This window comes from Embleya sp. NPDC008237, from assembly GCF_042956465.1.
Classification (GTDB): Bacteria; Actinomycetota; Actinomycetes; order Streptomycetales; family Streptomycetaceae; genus Embleya.
In genome coordinates this window covers 660,144-679,323 of sequence record NZ_JBIBGL010000003.1, presented here as the reverse complement: position 1 = coordinate 679,323, position 19,180 = coordinate 660,144, and the positions used below count along the sequence as shown (strand labels likewise).

The window sequence follows — 19,180 nt, the reverse complement described above, 5'->3', positions numbered from 1 at the left end:
GCGGCGCCGGTGCGTACCCGGGGCACCCGCTCGATGCGCGCGTCCCTACAGCACCACCACCAACGGCGTCCCCGTCCGCGGGTGCGTCCGGACCTCCGTGTCGATGCGGTACACCCGCTCGATCGTCGGCGCCGTCAGGACCTCCGCCGGTGTGCCGGTCGCCACCTGCCGGCCGTCGGCCAGCAGGCAGATCCGGTCGCAGAACATCGCCGCCAGGTTGAGGTCGTGCAGTGCCACCAGCACACTCACGCCCAGTCGGCGGACCAACCGCAACAACCCGAGCTGGTGGTGGATGTCGAGGTGGTTGGTCGGCTCGTCCATCACCAGCAGGCCCGGCTGCTGCACCAACGCCCTTGCCACCAGCGCCCGTTGCCGCTCGCCGCCGGAGAGCAGCGCGAACGTCCGCTCGGTCAGGTCGGCGAGTTCGAGCAGCTCGACCGCCGCCGTCACGATCGCCCGGTCGGCCGCGTCGTCCGGATCGAGCAGGCCCTTGTGTGCCGAGCGGCCCATCGCGACCACGTCCCGCACGGTCAGCGGAAAGTCGGTCGGCATGTCCTGGAGCACCGTGCCGATCCGCCGCGCGGTCCAGCGCGCCGAATGGGTCCACACGTCCTCGTCGTCCAGAAGCACCCGGCCCGAGGTCGGTCGGTTCACCCGGTACACGCTGCGCAGCAGGGTCGATTTGCCACTGCCGTTGGGACCGAGCAGGCCGACCACCTCGCCGGGCAGCACGGTCAGCGACACCGCGTCCACCAGAGCCCGGTCGCCGACGGCGAAGGTGACCTCGTCCAGGACCAGGCGCGCCGCGGGTCCGCTCATCGCGCGCCCGCTTCCCGGCGCGCGTCCCGGCGCAGCAGCCAGACGAAGAACGGGCCGCCCACCAGCGAGGTCACGATGCCCACCGGCAACTCCTGCGGGGCGAGCACCGTACGCGCCACCAGGTCCGCGCAGATCGCGAACACCGCGCCGAGCAGCGCGGCCACCGGCAGCGCCCGCCGATGGTCGGCGCCGACCAGCAGCCGGACCACGTGCGGCAACATCAGGCCGACGAAGCCGATCACCCCGCTGACCGCGACCACGACCCCGGTGAGCACCGCGGCGAGCAGGAACATCCCCTGCCGGAACCGCTGGACGTCCAGACCGAGCGCCGCGGCGCTCTCCTCGCCGGCCAGGAGCAGGTTGAGGTTGCGTGCCTGGAGGAGCAGTACGACCAGGCCGAGCGCGAGCGCGAGGGCCGGTACGAGCAGCAGCGTCCAGCGGGCCGCGCCGAAGCCGCCCAGCGTCCAGAACAGCACCTGGGCGGCGAGTTGCGGATCCGGTGAGGTGAGCACGAGCAGGCTGGTCAGCGAGGACAACACGGCGCTGACCGCGACCCCGGCCAGGACCAGCCGTACCGCGGTGACCCGGCCGCCGGAGCGGGCCACCGAGAACACCACGAGCAGGGTGAGCAGGCCGCCGGCGAACGCGGCCGCGTTGAGGGTGAGCGCGCCGAGCGACAGGCCGCCGACCGACGCCACGCCCCAGCGCATCACCAGGACCGCGCCGCCGGCCGCGCCGGCGGAGACGCCGAGCACGTCCGGCCCGGCCAGCGGGTTGCGCACGATCGCCTGGATCACCATGCCCACCACGGCCAGCGTCGCGCCGACGACCGCCGCGAGCAGCACCCTGGGCAGTCGGGTGTCGGCGATGATCAGGTCGTGGGCGCGGCTCCAGGACGGTTGCACCCACGCGTCGCCGCCGATCCGATGCGCGAGGATGCGCCACGTCTCCGACCACGGCACGGGCACCGATCCCACCAGCAGCCCGGCCGTCGCCGCCGCGAACAGCGCCACGAGCAGGGCACCGACCACCAGCGGGAGCCGTACCCGGCCGCCCGGCACGTCGACCGGGCGGCCCGGGCCCGGCACCGCCGGCGGGCCGCCGCGCAGGATGGCGACCCGTACCGCCGTCGGGTCCCGATCGATCGTCATGACCGGTCGGGGTGCAGCTGCTTCGCGAGTTCCTCGACCGCGTCCACGGAGCGCGGTCCGGGCTGGGCGACGGACAGCGAGACCACCGGGAAGGCGTTCGCGCGCAGTGCGGGTACGTCGGCGAGTACGGGAACGGCCCTGAGTGTGCTGATCTTGGCTTCCACCGACGGCGTCACGTAGTCGTAGATCAGCACCACGTCCGGCTTGCGTTCGGCCACCTGTTCCCAGGAGACCTTGGTCCAGCGCTCGTTCAGATCGGCGAACACGTTGGTGCCGCCGGCGCGGGTGATGATCTCGTCGAGCATCGAGTTGCCGCCCGTGGTCTGCGCGGCGTCGGCGCCCGAGTTGTACACGAACACCTTGACCGGTGTCGTGCCCGCGAGCCGCGCGGTGACCGCGTCCAGCCGTCGGCGCAGTTCGGCGACCGAGTGTTCGGCACGCTCGGGGACGCCGAAGATGCCGCCGATGGAGCGGAGTTCGTCGTAGAGCCGGTCGAAGGTGACCGGCGCCTTGGCGCAGCCCTCGGGGTTGAGGTGGGTCCTGACGTTCAGCTCGCCGAGCCGGGCGCGGGTGTGGCCGGACGACTCCGAGAAGCCGTCGGGGTAGCCCGAGTAGACGAAGTCCGGCGTGGCTTCGAGCAGTTTCTCCAGTGAGGGCTGCGCGTCGGCGAGCACCGGGATGCGCGCGTACGCCTCCTTGTACCTGTCGCCGATGGTGCGGCCCTTGAGGTACGCGGTGCCCACCATTCGGTCGGCCAGCCCCAGTTCGAGCATCAGCTCGGTGGCGTTCGAGGTCAGCGTGGCGGCGCGTTGCGGCGGCCGGTCGTAGGTCGTGGTGACGCCGCAGTTGTCGGCGTCGGTGTACGGCTTGTAGGCGACGGGCGCGGGCGCGCTCGGCTTCTTGTCCTGCACCGCACCGCCGCACGCGGTCGCGAACAGCGCGAGCGCGGCAACCGCGGCGGCCCACGTGCGGGTGCGGGGCATCGGGGTCGGTATCCGCCCAGGCATCGGCGTCCGTATCCGCCCAGGTGTCCGCCTCGGAATCGGCGTCCGTGTCCGCCCCGGTATCGGCGTCCGTGTCCACATTCGTGTCGGCATCGTCGAAGCTCTCCCTTGCGAGTCCTCGTCGGGGAACTCGGGAGGGAGCGCGGCGGCGGACACCGTGCGGCGCCGTCGTCCGACGGACCCGCCCGCGAGGTCCCGGAAGTCCGCGTGCGCGAGGCGAACGCGGGCGACGGCAGGTCTTCGGACTCGTGGGCGGGTTCCGATCGCCACGGGTGTGGCCGGATTTCCTACCGGTCGCCGCTTCCCGGATCCCGTATCACCGGGCCCAGTGCGTGATGGCGACTTTCGTTCCCACTTACCGCTGCGGGGCAGTTCCGGATTCGCACCGGATTCCCTCTTGCGACACCCGGAATCGGTCGAAGCCGGGTGAACCGTTCGCAAGGGCAGCCTAACCATGGTCGATTCGGCGGCCGACCGAGGGGGCCGCGCGGGTCGCCGCAAGCAGGGGCACCGGGGCTTGGATCGGCCCGATCCGGATCGGCGGGCGAGGCGGTTCGGGGCGGGCCGATCCGCGCGAGGTCGGCCCGGGCGAGGTCGCCCCGACCGAGTGGCCCGGAGCCCGTGGCGCCGCCCGTCGCTTCGGCCGCTACTCGGCGACCAGGATCTCCAGCCCCACGTCGCGCAGCGCGTCGAGCGTGTCCGGGTCGGCCGGTCCGCTGGTGATCAGCAGGTCGATGTCCGCCAGCGGGCATACCTCGGCGAGTTCGACCCGACCCAGCTTCGACCCGTCGGCGACCACGACCCGACGCCCGGCCGCCCGCAACATCGCCCGCTTGGCCTCGGCCTCGGGCAGGTTCACGTTGGTGATGCCGCCCGTGGGGTGCACGCCGTTGCAGCCGAGGAAGACCGTGTCGGCGTGGATGCGCTCCAGGATGTGGTCGCCGAGCGGATTGATCAGGGAATGCTGCAACGGCCGCAGGGTGCCGCCGGTGACCACGACCGAGAACCGGGGGATGGCCCGCTCCAGCTCCAGGGCGATGGTCAGCCCGTTGGTGAACACCACGAGGTCGCGCAGGTCGTCGCGGTCCACCAGGGCCCGGGCCACGAACGTGGTGGTCGTACCCACGTCCAGGACCACGCTCTCGGACGGCGACACCAGCGCCGCGGCAGCCTGCCCGATCAGCGTCTTCGCGGGTGATGCCGAGGTCAGCGCCTCCTCGAAGGACGGCTCGACCCGGGGATCGCGACCGGTGAACATGGCGCCGCCGCGGACTCGGCGCAGCCGGCCCTGGCGCTCCAGCACCTCCAGGTCGGCCCGGACCGTCACGCGCGAGATGCCGAACGCCTCGGCCAGGTCGGTGACCTTGGCGAAGCCTCGATCCGCGATCGTCGCGGCCATCCGGGCGCGGCGGCCCTCGGCGGGCAGACCGTCGGTGTCGTCGTCAGGCATGGCCGCCATCTTGCGGACACCTTCCGAAACTTGTCAAACCGCAGGTGGTCCCGGGCGGATGGCGTCCGGGACGGCAGAAATGGCAAGCGTCCTGGGCGCTACGACTTTCTGATTGACAAGTTTTGGAAAGCTTCGCAAGATTGAATACATGAAGAAGACGCAGGCCGTCATGGCCGACGGTCGCGAGATCGTCTACTACGACACGCGGGACGACGCGGTCCGCACCGCCGTCGATCCGCGTGATCTCGCCCCCGTGGTCAGTGGCTCCGAGATGCGCTACGACCGACTGCTCGACGAGTGGGTCGTGGTCGCTTCGCACCGGCAGACCAGGACCCACCTGCCCGCCGCCGACGCGTGCCCGCTGTGCCCGTCCACGCCCGAGCGGGCCACCGAGGTCGCCGAGGCCGACTACGAGGTCGTCGTCTTCGAGAACCGCTTCCCGTCGATGTCCGGGTCCTCGACCTCCGGCCGGGCAGGCCAGGACCCTTCGACACCCGTTGCCGGCGGCGCTGCGGCCGGGCGGCCCGAGCCCGGCTGGGACCACGACCCGTTCCCGAGCCGGCCGTCCGGCGGACGGTGCGAGGTGATGTGCTTCACCCCCGAGCACGACGCGTCCTTCAAGGACCTCACCCCCGAGCGGGTGCGCCTGGTACTGGACGCGTGGACCGACCGCACCGCCGAATTGTCCGCGCTGCCCGGCGTCGAGCAGGTGTACTGCTTCGAGAACCGCGGCCGGGAGATCGGCGTCACGCTGCCGCACTCGCACGGGCAGATCTACGCCTACCCGTTCGTCACCCCGCGCACGGCCACGATGATCGCGAGCACGGCCGCGCACCGGCACCGCACCGGTCGCAACCTGTTCGAGGACGTGCTCGCCGCGGAGCGGGCCGACGGATCGCGGATCGTGGCCGAGGGCGAGCACTGGACCGCGTTCGTGCCCGCCGCCGCGCGCTGGCCGTACGAGGTGCACCTGTACCCGAACCGCCGGGTGCCGGACCTGCTCGCGCTGGAGGAGGCCGCGCGCGCCGAGTTCGGCCCGATGTACCTGGATCTGCTCGGCCGCTTCGACCGCCTCTTCGACGGCGAGCCCGCGCCGTACATCGCCGCCTGGCAGCAGGCGCCGGTCCGCTCGGGCCGGGTCGACTTCGCGCTCCACCTGGAACTTTTCTCGATTCGACGGGCACCGGGCAAGCTGAAGTACCTTGCCGGGAGCGAATCGGGGATGGGTGTGTTCATCAGCGACGTTCCGCCGGAGACCGCGGCGGCACGACTGCGGGAGGTCGGCGAATGAGGCTCATGGTCACCGGCGGAGCGGGCTACGTGGGCAGCGTCGTCGCCGCCCACCTGGTCGCGGCCGGCCACGACGTGGTGGTGCTCGACGACCTGTCCACCGGGCATCGCGACGCGGTCCCGGACAAGGCGGTGTTCGTCGAGGGCCGGGTCCAGGACGCCGCCCGGCACCTGGACCCGTCGTTCGACGCGGTCCTGCACTTCGCCGCGTCCTCCCTGGTCGGCGAGTCCGTCACCGGGCCGGCCGGGTACTGGCACAACAACGTGGGCGGCTCGCTCGCGCTGCTGGACGCGCTGCGTACGCACGGCATCACCCGCTTCGTGTTCTCCTCCACCGCGGCCGTCTACGGTGCCCCCGAGGTCTCACCGATCACCGAGGACGCGCCGTGCGCGCCGACGAACCCGTACGGCGCCTCGAAGCTGACGGTCGATCACCTGATCACCTCGTACTGCGCCGCGTACGGCCTGCGGGCGGTGAGTCTGCGCTACTTCAACGTCGCGGGCGCGTACGGCCGGTACGGCGAGCGGCATGCGACCGAGACCCACCTGATCCCGCTGGCCCTCCAGGTGCCCAACGGCACCCGCGGCTCGGTCGCGCTGTACGGCACCGACTACCCGACGCCGGACGGGACGTGCGTGCGCGACTACATCCACGTCGCCGACCTGGCCGACGCGCACCTGCTCGCGCTCGCCGCGACCGGCGAGGGCGGCGCCGCGACCGGGCACCTGATCTGCAACCTCGGCAACGGGACCGGCTTCTCGGTCCGGGACGTGGTGGACGCGGTCCGCACGGTGACCGGCTGCGCGGTACCGGCGCACGAGGCGCCGCGCCGGGCGGGCGATCCGCCGGTGCTGGTGGCCGCCGCCGACCGGGCGCGCGACGTGCTGGGCTGGCGGCCGACCCGGACCTCGCTGGAGGACATCGTGGCGGACGCGTGGACGTTCCTGCGGGACGGCGAGGCGGCGTGGTGAGCGAGTTCCGCGTCGAAGGCGTCTGGGCGGCGCCGGGCCGGGTCAACGTGATCGGCGAACACACCGACTACAACAACGGGTTCGTACTGCCGATCGCGATCCCGCACACCGCGCGTGCCGCCGTCGGACGGCGTACGGACGGCCGGCTGCGGCTGGCATCCGGGCACGCCGGGAGCGAATCGGTCGACCTGGCGATCGCCGACCTGGCGCCCGGCGCACTGGACGGATGGGCCGCGTACCCGGCGGGCGTGGTGTGGGCGCTGCGCGCGGCGGGGCACGAGGTCGGCGGAGCCGACATCAGGATCGACAGCGACGTGCCGGTGGGAGCGGGGCTGTCCTCGTCGGCGGCACTGTCCTGCGCGGTCGTGCTGGCGCTCGACGACCTGTACGAACTGGGCCTGGATCGCGTCGAGTCGGCCCGGGTCGCGCAGCGCGTGGAGACCGACTTCGTGGGCGTCCCGGTCGGCATGCTGGACCAGATGGCCTCGCTCGGCTGCGTCGCGGGCCATGCGTTCTTCCTCGACTGCCGCGATCTGACCGGCAGACACGTCCCGTTCGACTGTGCGAGCGCGGGGTTGCGGCTGCTGGTGATCGACACCCGGGCCCGGCACGCGCTCGTGGACGGCGGGTACGCGGAGCGCCGGACCTCCTGCGAGGAGGCGGCGCGACTGCTCGGGGTGCCGTCGCTGCGCGAGGTGGCCGATCCGGACGCGGCCCTCGCGGCGCTGCCGGACGGGCCGTTGCGCCGTCGGGTGCGGCACGTGCTCACCGAGAACGCGCGGGTGCTGCGTGTGGTCGAGGCGCTGGAGGCCGGCGATGTCCGGGCGATCGGGCCCGAGTTGACCGCGTCGCACGCGTCGATGCGGGACGACTACACGATCTCCTGCGCCGAACTGGACACCGCCGTGGACACCGCGCTGGCGACCGGCGCGCTGGGCGCCCGGCTGGTCGGCGGCGGCTTCGGCGGCTCGGCCATCGCGCTGGTCGACGCGGACCGCTGCGCGGCGGTCGAGGAGGCGGTCGAAAAGGCCTTCGCGGCCCGCGGCTTCACCGCACCGCGGTTCTTCCAGGCGGTGCCGTCGGCGGGCGCACGCCGCGAATCCTGACCGACCCCGGGCCCGGCTCCACATCGGACCCGGGGTCCACCACCCTCGGGCGGCCGAACGACCATCGCGGTCGCCCGGCCGCCCGATCCGCCATCGGGGACCGGAAGCCGACGGCGACGCGGAGGTTCCCCGCGACCTCACGCGCGCCCCCTCGCGTTCCCTCCGCCGCCGGCTCCAGGCAGTCGGCCTGAGGCCGGCCCTGTTCCGGGCACCTGCCGCCGTGTGATGTCCACCGGTATCCGCGACGACGGCCGGTCGCAAATCCCCAACATCGGCCTCGGCGCCTTGGTACCGGGTGTACCCGATTGCCCACCTGACCGACGCCGAGGCGGCCACACTCGCCGAGACGCTGCTCCGGCCCCGGCGCATCCGATGACCGCCGACAGCCACGAACCGGGCACCACCGAGGAGACCACCGCCCCGAGGAGATCACCGCCGAACTCCACGACCGTCCCGCCCCGGCCCCGCCCGTGCCGCGCGACCGCCCGAGCAACGCCCTTCCGAACCCGGTCCTCCATGCTTCCGAGCCCGGCTTTCCGCACTGCGGGACCCGTATGTTTCCGGCCGGCACACCGCCTTGCGCAAACGGCACGAAGGGGGCACATCGCGGATCCGGGCGGCCGTGAGGAGGCACCCCGTCACCGCTTGCGCAAGCTCGGTCACGGTCGGGTGCCGGCCGTTCCGCGAGCACCCGACGGCCTACCGGTACGGCCGCCGGGCATGCGCGTGCGCACCTGCTCTGACCTGCGCGGACGCCGCCCGGGGGTGCGGGCGGCGGACGGCGGCGTGGCGGTGCCCCCGGCAGGACTCGAACCTGCGACCAAGTGCTTAGAAGGCACCTGCTCTGTCCACTGAGCTACGAGGGCGTGGGCGAATCAGGATCTTGCACCGGATCCGGTCGCGGCACAACAGAATAGGGCCGTGTGCATGCCTCACCGGCGTTCCGGTGGTCACCGTTACCTGATCAGACGCAGTTGGCGGCCAGAATGTGATCAGAGAAGGGCCGAAACGGGCTGAGGGAGGCGCAGTGGGTCCCACAAGGACTGTACTTGTCGGCTATGGCGTGGGGGGCTCGGCCTTCCACGCGCCGGTCATCGAGGCCGTGGAGGGGCTGGAGCTGGTTGCCGTGGTGACCGGGAATCCGGAGCGCGGGGCGCAGGTGCGCAAGCGGCATCCGCAGGCCGAGGTGATCGGGACGACCGACGAGATGTTCGCTCGCGCGGGTGACTTCGACCTCGTGGTGATCACCGTGCCGAACCGCTTCCATGTCCCGCTGGCGACCCGTGCGTTGGAAGCCGGGCTGCATGTGGTGGTGGACAAGCCGTTCGCCGGGACCGTCGCCGAGGGTCGGGAGCTGGTTCTGACCGCGACCCGCCGGCATCGGAGGCTGGGGGTCTACCAGAACCGCCGGTTCGACGGTGACTTCCGGACCGTGCGGCGTCTGGTCGAGGAGGGGCGACTCGGCGAGGTGTACCGGTTCGAGTCGCGGTTCGAGCGGTGGCGTCCACAGGTGCGGACCTCCGGGTGGAAGGAGCAGGCCGATCCGGCGGCGCTGGGCGGGATCCTGTACGACCTGGGGACTCACCTGATCGATCAGGCCGTGGCGCTGTTCGGGCGACCCACGCACGTGTACGCCGAGTTGGGCATCCGGCGGCCGGGGGCGCTCGTGGACGACGACAGCTTCGTGGCGCTCACCCACGCGGGTGGCGTGCGGTCGCACCTGTGGATGAGTGCGACGGCGGCCGACCTCGGACCGCGTTTTCGAGTGCTCGGGTCGACGGCGTCGTACGTGAAGTTCGGGATGGACCCGCAGGAGGAACTGCTGCGCGCCGGGGCCGAGGTCGGTACGCCCGGGTGGGGGACCGAGCCGCCGGCGGCGTGGGGAGTGCTCGGTACACCCGGCGACACGGTGCCGGTGGAGACCGAGCCGGGCGCCTATCAGGACTACTACGCCGCGTTCGCGCGTGCGGTGCGCGACGAGGGTGAGCCGCCGGTGTCGTTCGATGAGGCGCTGGCCGTACTGGAGACGATCGAGGCGGCGCAGCGATCCTCCGCCGACGGAGTGACCGTCACGCTGTAACGGTGGCGGCGCGTTGGGAATACGGACAATTCGGGCAGTGGTCGCCCGTGGTGATCATGGGAAGCGACACCTTGTCCGCAGCCCTCGCCGACCTACGGGACAGGGTCGCGGCGACGTGCTTCCCGCTCGACGTGCCCGGCGCCGTGCAGGCGCGGCTGGCCCGCCGCGAGTTGATCGAACAACTCGACGACTACCTGCTGCCCCGCCTCGCGGCGCCGCGCGCACCGCTGCTGGCGGTGGTCGGCGGGTCCACCGGTGCGGGCCGGTCCACCCTGGTGAACGCGTTGGTCGGGCGCGAGGTCACGCCGGCCGGGCCGCTGCGGCCGACCACGCGGGTACCGGTCCTGGTGTGCCGCTCGGGGGATCGGCACTGGTTCGCCGCGGAAGCCGGGATCGGGCTGCGGTTGGACGAGCGGGTGCCGCCCGGGATGGCGCTGCTCGACGTACCGGACATCGACTCGGTCTCCGCCGACAACCGGCGGGTGGCGGTACGTCTGCTCGGCGCCGCCGACCTGTGGATCTTCGTCACCACCGCGTCGCGCTACGCGGATGCCGCGCCGTGGCATCTGCTCCGGCTCGCACGCGAGCGCAACACGCGTCTGGCGATCGTGTTGAACCGGGTGCCGACGGAGGTGCTCGACGGGGTTCGGGCCGACCTCGTGCGGCTGTTGCGGCAGGCGGGGCTGGGCGACGTGCCGCTGTATCCGATCGTGGAGACCGAGCCCGGTGCCGGGCTGCCCGAGCGCAACGTGGTGCCGATTCGCACCTGGCTCGCGGAGCGCGGCGCGGATCCCGACGCGCGGGCCGCGGTGGTCCGGCGCACCGTCGGCGGGCTGCTGCACAGCCTCGATCGGCGGGTGCCGCCGCTCGCGCAGGCGGCGGGACGACAGTACGAGGCGGTCGATCGGGCGCGGGCCTGTGTGGACACGGCCTACGCGGCGACCTCGCAGTGGGCGCTCCGGGCGCTCGACGACGGGTCGTTGTTGTGCGGCGCGGCGGCGGGGCGTTGGGCCGACGGTGACGTCGCGGGAGCCGCGCGGGCGGTCCGGGAGAGCCTGGACGCGTTGGTGGCGGACGCGTTCGCGCGAGGCGCCGAGCGCTCGGCGGGATGCCTGCCGCCGGGCGCGGTGCGCCGGTCGGCGCCGGAACCGCTCGCGTGGCCTGGCGATGGCGAGCCGCTCGCGCTGATCGCGGCGGTCGGCGGCCCCGTGTCGGGGCCCGGCATCGGCCGGGAGGCGGCCGGCCGGCTCGGCACCCGGATCGGATCCGAGCCCGCCGCACGGCTGATCCTGGACGTCCACCGGGGACTGCGCGGCGTCGTCGCGGCGGCACTCGACGGCGAGCGGGCACGCCGGGTGGCGGCGATGACCCCGCTGCCCGCGCAGGACGGGACGGGGCTGATCGAGGCGCTCGACACGGTGCGGAGGAGCGCGTGAGCGCGCGGGCCACGGGTGCGGGCCACACGGAGCGCGTGTTGCGCGACGGGTGGGGGAAGGGTCGCGGCGCGGGCGGGGGACGGGTGCGCGTGGGGCCCGAGGGTCGCGGTGACATGGATGTGTCCTGCCGGGCCCGGGGTGTTGTGGATTTCGGTGGGTTCGCCGGCGCGCGTTCCCGGGTGTGTGGCGTGTGGTGCGACGTGTTGTGGACGAGCGGATGACCGCCGGTGGGCAGTATGTCGATCGGTTTGCCGTGCGGCGGGCCCGGCATGCGAGTGGGACCGAGGAGTCCGGGCGGCTGATGGCCCGATTGGCCGCACTCGATCGGACCGCGACGCTGGCCCGGGACCGGCTGCCCGACGCCGATCTCGCGTTGATCCACGATTTGCTCGGCCACGCCGAGACCCGGCTGGGTACCGCCGGCTGGCACACCGTGGTCGCGCTCGCGGGTGCCACCGGCGGTGGCAAGTCGTCGTTGTTCAACGTGCTCACCGGGCTGCGGCTGGCGGATACCGGTGCGCGGCGGCCGACCACCCGAACCACCCTGGCGTGCGCGTGGGACCCCGAGGGCGCGGCGCCGTTGCTGGATTTGCTCGGCATCGAACCGGTGCGCCGGGTGGCCCGGCACGGATCGCTGGACGCGCGGCGAGGCGGCGGGATGCCCTCCGGTCTGGTCCTGCTCGATCTGCCCGACCACGACTCGCTCGACCTCGCGCACCGGGCGGAGGTGGACGCGGTGGTGGCGGTCGCCGACCACATCGTGTGGGTGCTCGATCCGCAGAAGTACGCGGACGCGATCGTGCACGATCGCTATCTGCGGCCGTTGCGGCACCACGGTCACAGCATGACGGTCGTGCTCAACCACGCGGACCGGTTGCCGGCCGGGGACCTCGCGGCGTGCCTGACCGATGTGCGGGCGCTGCTGGCGGCGGAAGGGCTCGCGGGCGTACGGGTGTTGGCGACGTCGCCGGAGACCGGGCTGGGGATCGCCGAACTGCGCCGGGTGGTGGTGGCCGCGGCCGGGTCCGGCGAGGCGTCGGTGACCAGGCTGGCGGCGGACCTGGATGCGCTGACCGAGCGCCTGGATCCCTATTTCGCCGGTGTGGTGCCGGGCGGGGACGCGTTCACCGCCGAGGACCGCGGTGCGCTGGTGGACGGTCTGTGCGACGCGGCGGGGGTGGGGGTCGTCGCGGCGGCCGCAGGCGCGGGGTTGCGGACTCCGCGGGGGCCGCTGTCGCGGCGTCGGGTACGGCGGCCCGCGGTGCGGCCCGGGCCGGTGCAGGCGCATCGCGCCGAGCAGGCGATCCGGCAGGCGGGGACGAGGCTGACGCAGGGGTTGCCGGCGCACTGGGCCGGCGGGGTGCATCGGGTGCTGGCCGAGGGACTGCGGGGATTGCCGGACGAGTTGGACGCGATGCCCGCGGGGGCGGTGCCGGAGGCCGCGGCGCCGACGGTCGCGGCGCGGGCGGCGGTGGGCGCGCAGTGGGTCGGGGTGGTTGCGGTGCCGGCCGGATTGGTGGCGGCCGGATCGGCCTGGACGGGGGTGCCGGTGGTGCGTTGGTTCGGGGTGCCGGGGCCGTGGTGGGTGGTGCTGGCGGGGCTGGTCGTGGGGATGGTGGGCGTGTGGTTCGGGCGGCGGGTGACGGGCTCGGCCGTGGAGCGGCGCACGGCGGAGGTGGCGGCGGCGCTGCGGACGCGGGTGGCGGAGGCGGCGGATCGGTTGGTGGTGGGGCCGGCGGAGGCGGAGTTGGCGCGGTATCGGGAGGCGCACGCGTATTTCGTGGCGGCTCGGGAGCCGATGCGGCGGGGGTGAGGGGGTGCGGGGTGCGGCCGGGGGCGCCTACGTGGGTGAGAGGGCGGCGGGAGTGTCACCCACGTGAGTGACGGACGGCCGGGGCGTCCCTCACGTGGGCGACCTCGCGTGATGCACAGGGGCCGAGTTGTGCACAGCCCGCCGGGGTCTTCGCCGGGCGACCGCCGGATGCCGGATCGTCGAGGGCGGACGGCGATGTTGCGGGGCACGCCGGTGACACACGGAGGCAAGCGTGGACACGTACGTGACGGTGATCGGCAACGCCGCGAGCGATGTCCGGGTCCAGATGACCCAGGCCGGCGTGCCCTTGGCGCGCTTTCGGATGGCCGTGTCGCCCAGGCGCTTCGACCGTGAGACGGGCACGTGGGTCTCGGGCGACGCGTCCTTCTACACGATCGTGTGCTTTCGCGGGCTGGCGGAGAACGTGACGAGTTCGATCGACAAGGGCGACCCGCTGGTGGTGACCGGACGGCTGCGGGTGCGCGAGTGGGAGCGGGAGGGGAGGTGGTGGACCGTCACCGAGATCGACGCGTCCTCGGTGGGACACGACCTGACCCGGGGGGTCGCGGAGTTCCGCCGGGTGGGTCGGCCGGCGCGCCTGTCCGTCGTGGCGGACGACGGGGTGGCCGGGCCGATGGCCGAACAGGGCGCCCTCGCGATCGGGGCCGACATCGGGTCCGTCGGCGAAGAGGAGGCCGCATGAATTGCGCGGACGACTGATCACGTGTTCACGAAAGCCATTCATTGGCGATACCGGCGATAATTCAAGTCGATTTCTGGGACGAATTTGAAACAGAATTGTGACGACGCCGACGGCGGTACGATAGGCCCCAATCGGACCAATAGCCGCATCTCGCTCAACCATTGGGCTGGAGGGTCGTAAAGAGTCGGATCGTGGAGGCGAATAGCGGCCGAGTCAAGGCATTGATCACAGTAGGACCGATTCGCGCGGGTTTGCACCTTGACAAATCAATAGTGAGCGAGATCGCCCTGATCGGCGCTTATGCGGCTTGCCGCGCCCCATAGGCGGCTATATCCGTCGAAGACTTGTCGACTTCGCGATATCCGAAAAGACATCCTCGACGTGGATCTTCTCCCGAGGTAAAGAACGTGAAACAAATGACTACCCCGGGTCGCGAGAGGTGGCCCGGCTGCTCATACCATTCAACGGTTCTTTACTCGCGCCCCGCTCGGGGGAACCATGCGCCGCGCGAGTCGGCTTACATTTTTCGAGGGGACCACCACATGTTCCGTACACCGGGACGGACGGCCACCCGCTTGTCGGCCATGGTCATTGCCGGCGGCTTGGCGGCGGCCGGCGTGATCGGTTTCGCGGGTGCGGCCAGTGCGGAAGGCGCCAAGGGCGTCTACAAGGGCGGCGATGTCGGTGCCAACATCTACCTGAAGGGCAAGGCGGATTCGCAGCGCGCCTCGATCCTGAAGCTCGAGGTCGACGGCAAGATCCTGCGCACCTACTGCATCGACTTCCACACCCTGGTGCGCGACGAGGCGAAGTACGACGAGTCGGGCTGGAAGGAGACCTCCTTCGGCACGAAGGCCGACAAGGCCAAGGTCAAGTGGGTTCTGCTGAACTCCTTCCCGACCGTGGACCTGGCGGGCGTGCGCAAGGCCGTCAGCGCTCCGGAGCTGACCGAGGGCGAGGCCGCCGCGGCCACGCAGGCCGCCATCTGGCACTTCACCGACGGCCAGAACCTGGACGACGGCAACAACAAGAACGACGGCGATGTCGTCAAGCTGTACAAGTACCTGGTCGGCGACGCCAACAAGGGCGACGTCACCGAGCCCCCCGTCTCGCTCTCGGTGACCCCGGGCGAGAAGGCCGGCAAGATCAACGACAAGCCCGGCATCGGCCCGTTCGAGGTCAAGACCAACGCCGAGGGCAAGTCGATCAACGCCAAGCTGCTCGCCGGCGACACCGACGCCAAGGCCACCCTGGTGGACGCCGACGGCAAGCCGGTCGCCAAGGTCGGCAACGGCGACAAGCTCTATGTGGACGCCTCCAAGGCCACCAAGGCGGGCAGCCAGTCCCTCGAGGTCTCCGGCGAGTCGACCGTGCAGGCGGGTCGGGTCTTCCAGGGCGTCAACAAGGACGGGTCGACCAGCCAGCTGCTGATCGTCGCGGACAAGCAGAAGGTGCAGACCTCCGACAAGGCGATCGCCAAGTGGGGCAACCCCGGCAAGGGCCCGCTCCCGGAGATCAACGCCACCAAGGACTGCGTCGACGGCGGCGTCAAGGTCACCGTCAAGAACAGCGGCGACGAGTCGTACAAGTTCAAGCTCGACGGCAAGGAAACCACCGTCCAGCCCGGCAAGTCGGTCGACCAGGTCGTCAAGGTCGCCGAGGACCAGGCGTACAAGATCACCATCCTGGGCCCCGACGGCAAGACCGCCAAGGAGTTCACCGGCACGCTCGACTGCAAGACCGCCGGTGCCACCGAAGGTGTGACGGGTGGTACCTCGGGTGGCAGCACCGGTGGGACGCCGGCTCCGGTGAACCCGAAGGGTCCGGACCTGGCCGCGACCGGTAGCGACAGCAGCAACACCCCCGCGATCCTGGGCGGCGCCGGTGCGCTCCTCCTCGCGGGTGGCGGCCTGGTGTTCTACATGCGCCGCCGCAACAACGGCTCGAACGGCGCCGCTGCCTGATAGAGGCACCACCGCTCGAACCACGCTGACAGCCGGGCCCCGGCGCACACCCCGTGCGCCGGGGCCCGACGTCACCCCACCCCAGAGGCCCACACCGCACCACCGTGGGCTCGAATCGCACCGCACCGCCCCCGGCCCAAATCTCGGCCATCTCCAGCCCGTCCGGCGTTCGAGGACAAGCGGGCCGCAGGCCGCCGAGCCGACCACAGGTCATCACGTACCGGCCGGGCACCCACGCAAGCAGGCCGATCCCGCGCCCTCCGGGCACCCATGCACGGGCACTGCTCGGCAGACCATAGGCTTGGACGCATGGCTGAGTACATCTACACCATGCGCAAGGCGCGTAAAGCGCACGGCGACAAGGTGATCCTCGACGACGTGACGCTCAGCTTCCTGCCGGGAGCCAAGATCGGCGTCGTCGGCCCGAACGGCGCGGGTAAGTCGACCGTTCTGAAGATCATGGCCGGGCTGGAGCAGCCGTCCAACGGCGACGCGTTTCTGTCCCCCGGTTACACCGTCGGCATCCTGCTCCAGGAACCTCCGCTGGACGAGTCCAAGACCGTCCTGGAGAACGTCGAGGACGGCGTCAAGGAGATCAAGGGCAAGCTGGACCGGTTCAACGCCATCGCCGAGGAGATGGCGACCAACTACACCGACGAGCTGATGGCCGAGATGGGCGAGCTGCAGGACCAGCTCGACCACGCCAACGCCTGGGAGCTCGACTCGCAGCTCGAACAGGCCATGGACGCGCTGGGCTGCCCGCCCGGCGACTGGCCCATCGTGAACCTCTCCGGTGGCGAGAAGCGTCGCGTGGCGCTGTGCAAGCTGCTCCTGGAGGCGCCCGACCTGCTCCTCCTGGACGAGCCGACCAACCACCTCGACGCGGAGAGCGTGCAGTGGCTGGAGCAGCACCTGGAGAAGTACGCCGGCACCGTCGTCGCGGTCACCCACGACCGGTACTTCCTGAACAACGTCGCCCAGTGGATCTGTGAGGTCGACCGCGGTCGGCTGCACCCCTACGAGGGCAACTACTCCACCTACCTGGACACCAAAGCCACCCGCCTGAAGGTCGAAGGGCAGAAGGACGCCAAGCGGCAGAAGCGCCTCAAGGACGAGCTCGAATGGGTCCGCTCCAACGCGAAGGGCCGCCAGGTCAAGAGCAAGGCGCGCCTGGCCCGTTACGAGGAGATGGCCGCCGAGGCGGACAAGATGCGGAAGCTGGACTTCGAGGAGATCCAGATCCCGCCGGGTCCGCGCCTGGGCAACGTCGTGGTCGAGGTGGACCACCTCACCAAGGGCTTCGACGAGAAGCTGCTGATCGACGACCTGTCCTTCACGCTGCCGCGCAACGGCATCGTCGGCATCATCGGTCCCAACGGCGCGGGCAAGACCACGCTGTTCAAGATGCTGATCGACGCCGAGACGCCGGACGCGGGCAACATCAAGGTCGGCGAGACGGTCAAGGTCTCCTACGTCGACCAGTCGCGTGGCGGCCTGGACCCGAAGAAGAATCTGTGGGAGGTCGTCTCCGACGGCCTGGACTACATCAAGGTCGGCAACGTCGAGGTGCCGTCGCGGGCCTACGTCAGCGCGTTCGGGTTCAAGGGCCCGGACCAGCAGAAGCCGACCGGCGTGCTGTCCGGCGGTGAGCGCAACCGGCTCAACCTGGCGCTGACGCTCAAGCAGGGCGGCAACCTGCTGCTGCTCGACGAACCGACCAACGACCTCGACGTCGAGACCTTGTCCAGCCTGGAGAACGCGCTCCTGGAGTTCCCGGGCTGCGCCGTGGTCGTCTCGCACGACCGCTGGTTCCTGGACCGGGTGACCACGCACATCCTCGCCTACGAGGGCGAGTCGAAGTGGTTCTGGTTCGAGGGCAACTTCGAGTCGTACGAGAAGAACAAGGTCGAGCGCCTGGGCGCGGACGCTGCCCGGCCGCACCGGGCGACGTACAAGAAGCTCAAGCGCAACTGACCGACCCGGTCGGCGCGGCGTGACCGGTGGCCTGTCGTATGCCCGCATACGGCAGGCCACCGGCATCACCCGGCGGCACGCGGTCGCATCGACGGGGAAGACCGACGGGGAAGACCGACGGGGAACAGAGAAGAGGACTGGGCACGTGGCCAGGCACATCTACCAGGCGACGCTTCGGTGGTCCGACATGGACGCCTACCGGCACATCAACAATGTGCAGTACCTCCGTTACCTGGAGGAGGCGCGCGTGGACATGATGTTCACCCTCGGGCAGCGCGAGGGGGCCAAGACGCTCTCCGAGGGTGTGGTGATCGCCCGGCACGAGATCGACTACAAGCGACCGCTGGTCTGGCGCGCCGAGCCGGTACGGGTGGAGACCTGGGTGACCCGGATCGGGGCCGCCCGATTCACGCTGGCCTACGAGATCAAGGACGACGAGCAGGTGTACGCGACGGCGTTGTCCGTACTGGTGCCGTATTCGCTCGACGAGCAGCGTCCCCGGCGGCTGAACGAGGACGAGCGGGCCTACCTGGAGCGCTTCGTCGAGCCGCAGGACGAGCCGGCGGGGCGGCCGGTCCGGCCATGACCGTGCTGCGACTCGCCGATTCGGCCGCCGCCGCGGACCTGGGCGGCTACCTGACCCGACTGCTGCGCTACGACCGCCGCGCGGTGGTGCGGATGCGCGCCGAGGGGTCGGTGCTCGGTACGTTCGGCCACCCGCCCTTCGGGGAGGCCGCGTCGGGGGTGATCACGCTGCGGGCCAGTGGGTTGGCCGTACCCGCGACCGCGGACGTGACCGTGTCCGCGGGGCAGCTCCTGGACGCGATCGCGGACGACGCGAGCGTGACCCTGCCGGCGTCGGTGACCGGCCCGGGCTGGGCCGGCATGTTGCCGCCGCGCACCGGCTGGGAACGGGTCGCCGAACTGGGCGTGCTCGACCTGGGCCGGGAAGTGGCCGCCGGTGTCGCGGAGTTCCGCTCCCGGACCGAACCCGGCATGCCGCGCGCGGAGTTCGACCGGATCGCCGCCGACATCTGGACCCGTCCGCTGCCGGGCCGACTCCCGCTGCGGGCCGCACACGCCGCCCAATCCTTCGGCTTCCTCGGCCCGCCGGATCCCGAGGGCCGAGTCGAGGTGCTGACCGCCGGAGCCTGGCTGCGCCTCGAAGCCCGCTACGGCTCGGTCTCGGTCCGCCGCCCCGATGCCCCCGGCCTGCTCTTCACCCGCTGAACCACCCGCTGAGCCGATCCCCGCTCGACCACCACACGGCCGTATCCGACGGCACGACGAGTCGACCGCCCGAACGGTGGCGCGTCGTCGGCCCACGGATCGGCACCCGGCATCCGCCGGGGCCCGGGAGCCGCCCGCCCGAGCGCGGAAACGCCGGGCCGGGTCCCGGCGCACCTCGGCGGGCAGAT

The 19,180-nt window shown here is 71.7% G+C and carries 15 protein-coding genes, 1 tRNA gene and 1 riboswitch; of the genes, 11 read left to right on the top strand and 5 right to left on the bottom strand.

Annotated features, from left to right (window positions below; genetic code table 11):
• Positions 1-45 precede the first annotated feature (45 nt).
• The 4 genes from ACFZBU_RS09870 to ACFZBU_RS09855 form a co-directional block, all read right to left on the bottom strand.
• Positions 46-819, bottom strand: coding sequence for an ABC transporter ATP-binding protein (locus ACFZBU_RS09870; protein ID WP_391582951.1), 774 nt, complete (start codon positions 817-819; stop codon positions 46-48).
• A complete protein-coding gene (locus tag ACFZBU_RS09865; RefSeq protein ID WP_391582950.1) occupies positions 816-1,970 on the bottom strand; it encodes a FecCD family ABC transporter permease in 1,155 nt (384 codons plus the stop codon). The genes ACFZBU_RS09870 and ACFZBU_RS09865 overlap by 4 nt, the downstream gene beginning before the upstream one ends.
• Positions 1,967-2,953: an ABC transporter substrate-binding protein gene (locus tag ACFZBU_RS09860; protein ID WP_391582949.1), complete on the bottom strand. Its 987-nt coding sequence runs from the start codon at positions 2,951-2,953 to the stop codon at positions 1,967-1,969. Before ACFZBU_RS09860 ends, ACFZBU_RS09865 begins: the two co-directional genes overlap by 4 nt.
• A 234-nt stretch (positions 2,954-3,187) precedes the next feature.
• A riboswitch (cobalamin riboswitch) is annotated at positions 3,188-3,425 on the bottom strand.
• Between the two features lie 195 nt (positions 3,426-3,620).
• Positions 3,621-4,424 (bottom strand): DeoR/GlpR family DNA-binding transcription regulator, encoded by an 804-nt coding sequence (locus ACFZBU_RS09855; protein WP_391582948.1) that lies wholly within the window; start codon positions 4,422-4,424, stop codon positions 3,621-3,623.
• A 148-nt stretch (positions 4,425-4,572) separates the two neighbouring features.
• Between ACFZBU_RS09855 and galT the strand changes: the two genes are divergently transcribed.
• Genes galT through galK form a run of 3 tightly spaced genes read left to right on the top strand, consistent with a single transcriptional unit; the run spans position 4,573 to position 7,792 of the window.
• Positions 4,573-5,715 carry a galactose-1-phosphate uridylyltransferase gene (gene galT / locus ACFZBU_RS09850; RefSeq protein WP_391582947.1) on the top strand — a complete coding sequence of 381 codons (1,143 nt, stop codon included), beginning with the start codon at positions 4,573-4,575 and terminating at the stop codon, positions 5,713-5,715.
• A 5-nt stretch (positions 5,716-5,720) separates the two neighbouring features.
• A complete protein-coding gene (gene galE / locus ACFZBU_RS09845) occupies positions 5,721-6,686 on the top strand; it encodes a UDP-glucose 4-epimerase GalE (RefSeq protein WP_391583086.1) in 966 nt (321 codons plus the stop codon).
• On the top strand, positions 6,680-7,792 hold the full coding sequence (galK, locus tag ACFZBU_RS09840; RefSeq protein WP_391583085.1) for a galactokinase: 1,113 nt from the start codon (positions 6,680-6,682) through the stop codon (positions 7,790-7,792). Before galE ends, galK begins: the two co-directional genes overlap by 7 nt.
• A gap of 793 nt (positions 7,793-8,585) precedes the next feature.
• Here galK and ACFZBU_RS09835 read toward each other — a convergent pair.
• Positions 8,586-8,658 (bottom strand) — tRNA-Arg (locus ACFZBU_RS09835).
• Between the two features lie 161 nt (positions 8,659-8,819).
• On the opposite strand from ACFZBU_RS09835, the gene ACFZBU_RS09830 reads away from it, so the two are divergent.
• From ACFZBU_RS09830 to ACFZBU_RS09795, 8 genes are all read left to right on the top strand, one after another.
• Positions 8,820-9,872 (top strand): Gfo/Idh/MocA family oxidoreductase, encoded by a 1,053-nt coding sequence (locus tag ACFZBU_RS09830; RefSeq protein WP_391582946.1) that lies wholly within the window; start codon positions 8,820-8,822, stop codon positions 9,870-9,872.
• Positions 9,873-9,928: 56 nt separating this feature from the next.
• The gene (locus tag ACFZBU_RS09825) at positions 9,929-11,308 is read left to right on the top strand and encodes a GTPase (protein WP_391582945.1); all 1,380 of its coding nucleotides are present in this window, start codon (positions 9,929-9,931) and stop codon (positions 11,306-11,308) included.
• A gap of 190 nt (positions 11,309-11,498) precedes the next feature.
• The gene (locus ACFZBU_RS09820) at positions 11,499-13,121 is read left to right on the top strand and encodes a GTPase (RefSeq protein ID WP_391582944.1); all 1,623 of its coding nucleotides are present in this window, start codon (positions 11,499-11,501) and stop codon (positions 13,119-13,121) included.
• 232 nt (positions 13,122-13,353) lie between these two features.
• The gene (locus ACFZBU_RS09815; protein ID WP_391582943.1) at positions 13,354-13,824 is read left to right on the top strand and encodes a single-stranded DNA-binding protein; all 471 of its coding nucleotides are present in this window, start codon (positions 13,354-13,356) and stop codon (positions 13,822-13,824) included.
• Between the two features lie 542 nt (positions 13,825-14,366).
• Positions 14,367-15,788, top strand: a complete 1,422-nt coding sequence (locus ACFZBU_RS09810; RefSeq protein ID WP_391582942.1) for a thioester domain-containing protein — start codon at positions 14,367-14,369, stop codon at positions 15,786-15,788.
• A 309-nt stretch (positions 15,789-16,097) separates the two neighbouring features.
• The gene (gene ettA, locus ACFZBU_RS09805) at positions 16,098-17,762 is read left to right on the top strand and encodes an energy-dependent translational throttle protein EttA (RefSeq protein ID WP_391582941.1); all 1,665 of its coding nucleotides are present in this window, start codon (positions 16,098-16,100) and stop codon (positions 17,760-17,762) included.
• A gap of 145 nt (positions 17,763-17,907) precedes the next feature.
• Positions 17,908-18,348, top strand: coding sequence for an acyl-CoA thioesterase (locus tag ACFZBU_RS09800; protein ID WP_391582940.1), 441 nt, complete (start codon positions 17,908-17,910; stop codon positions 18,346-18,348).
• Positions 18,345-18,992, top strand: coding sequence for a hypothetical protein (locus tag ACFZBU_RS09795; RefSeq protein WP_391582939.1), 648 nt, complete (start codon positions 18,345-18,347; stop codon positions 18,990-18,992). The genes ACFZBU_RS09800 and ACFZBU_RS09795 overlap by 4 nt, the downstream gene beginning before the upstream one ends.
• The last annotated feature ends 188 nt before the right edge of the window (positions 18,993-19,180 follow it).

Bases quoted from the DNA above. Each gene is read 5' to 3' on its own strand.
- ACFZBU_RS09870 (WP_391582951.1), bottom strand. From the start codon at position 819: ATGAGCGGACCCGCGGCGCGCCTGGTCCTGGACGAGGTCACCTTCGCC.
- ACFZBU_RS09865 (WP_391582950.1), bottom strand. From the start codon at position 1,970: ATGACGATCGATCGGGACCCGACGGCGGTACGGGTCGCCATCCTGCGC.
- ACFZBU_RS09860 (WP_391582949.1), bottom strand. From the start codon at position 2,953: ATGCCCCGCACCCGCACGTGGGCCGCCGCGGTTGCCGCGCTCGCGCTG.
- ACFZBU_RS09855 (WP_391582948.1), bottom strand. From the start codon at position 4,424: ATGCCTGACGACGACACCGACGGTCTGCCCGCCGAGGGCCGCCGCGCC.
- galT (WP_391582947.1), top strand. From the start codon at position 4,573: ATGAAGAAGACGCAGGCCGTCATGGCCGACGGTCGCGAGATCGTCTAC.
- galE (WP_391583086.1), top strand. From the start codon at position 5,721: ATGGTCACCGGCGGAGCGGGCTACGTGGGCAGCGTCGTCGCCGCCCAC.
- ACFZBU_RS09825 (WP_391582945.1), top strand. From the start codon at position 9,929: ATGGGAAGCGACACCTTGTCCGCAGCCCTCGCCGACCTACGGGACAGG.
- ACFZBU_RS09810 (WP_391582942.1), top strand. From the start codon at position 14,367: ATGTTCCGTACACCGGGACGGACGGCCACCCGCTTGTCGGCCATGGTC.
- ettA (WP_391582941.1), top strand. From the start codon at position 16,098: ATGGCTGAGTACATCTACACCATGCGCAAGGCGCGTAAAGCGCACGGC.
- ACFZBU_RS09795 (WP_391582939.1), top strand. From the start codon at position 18,345: ATGACCGTGCTGCGACTCGCCGATTCGGCCGCCGCCGCGGACCTGGGC.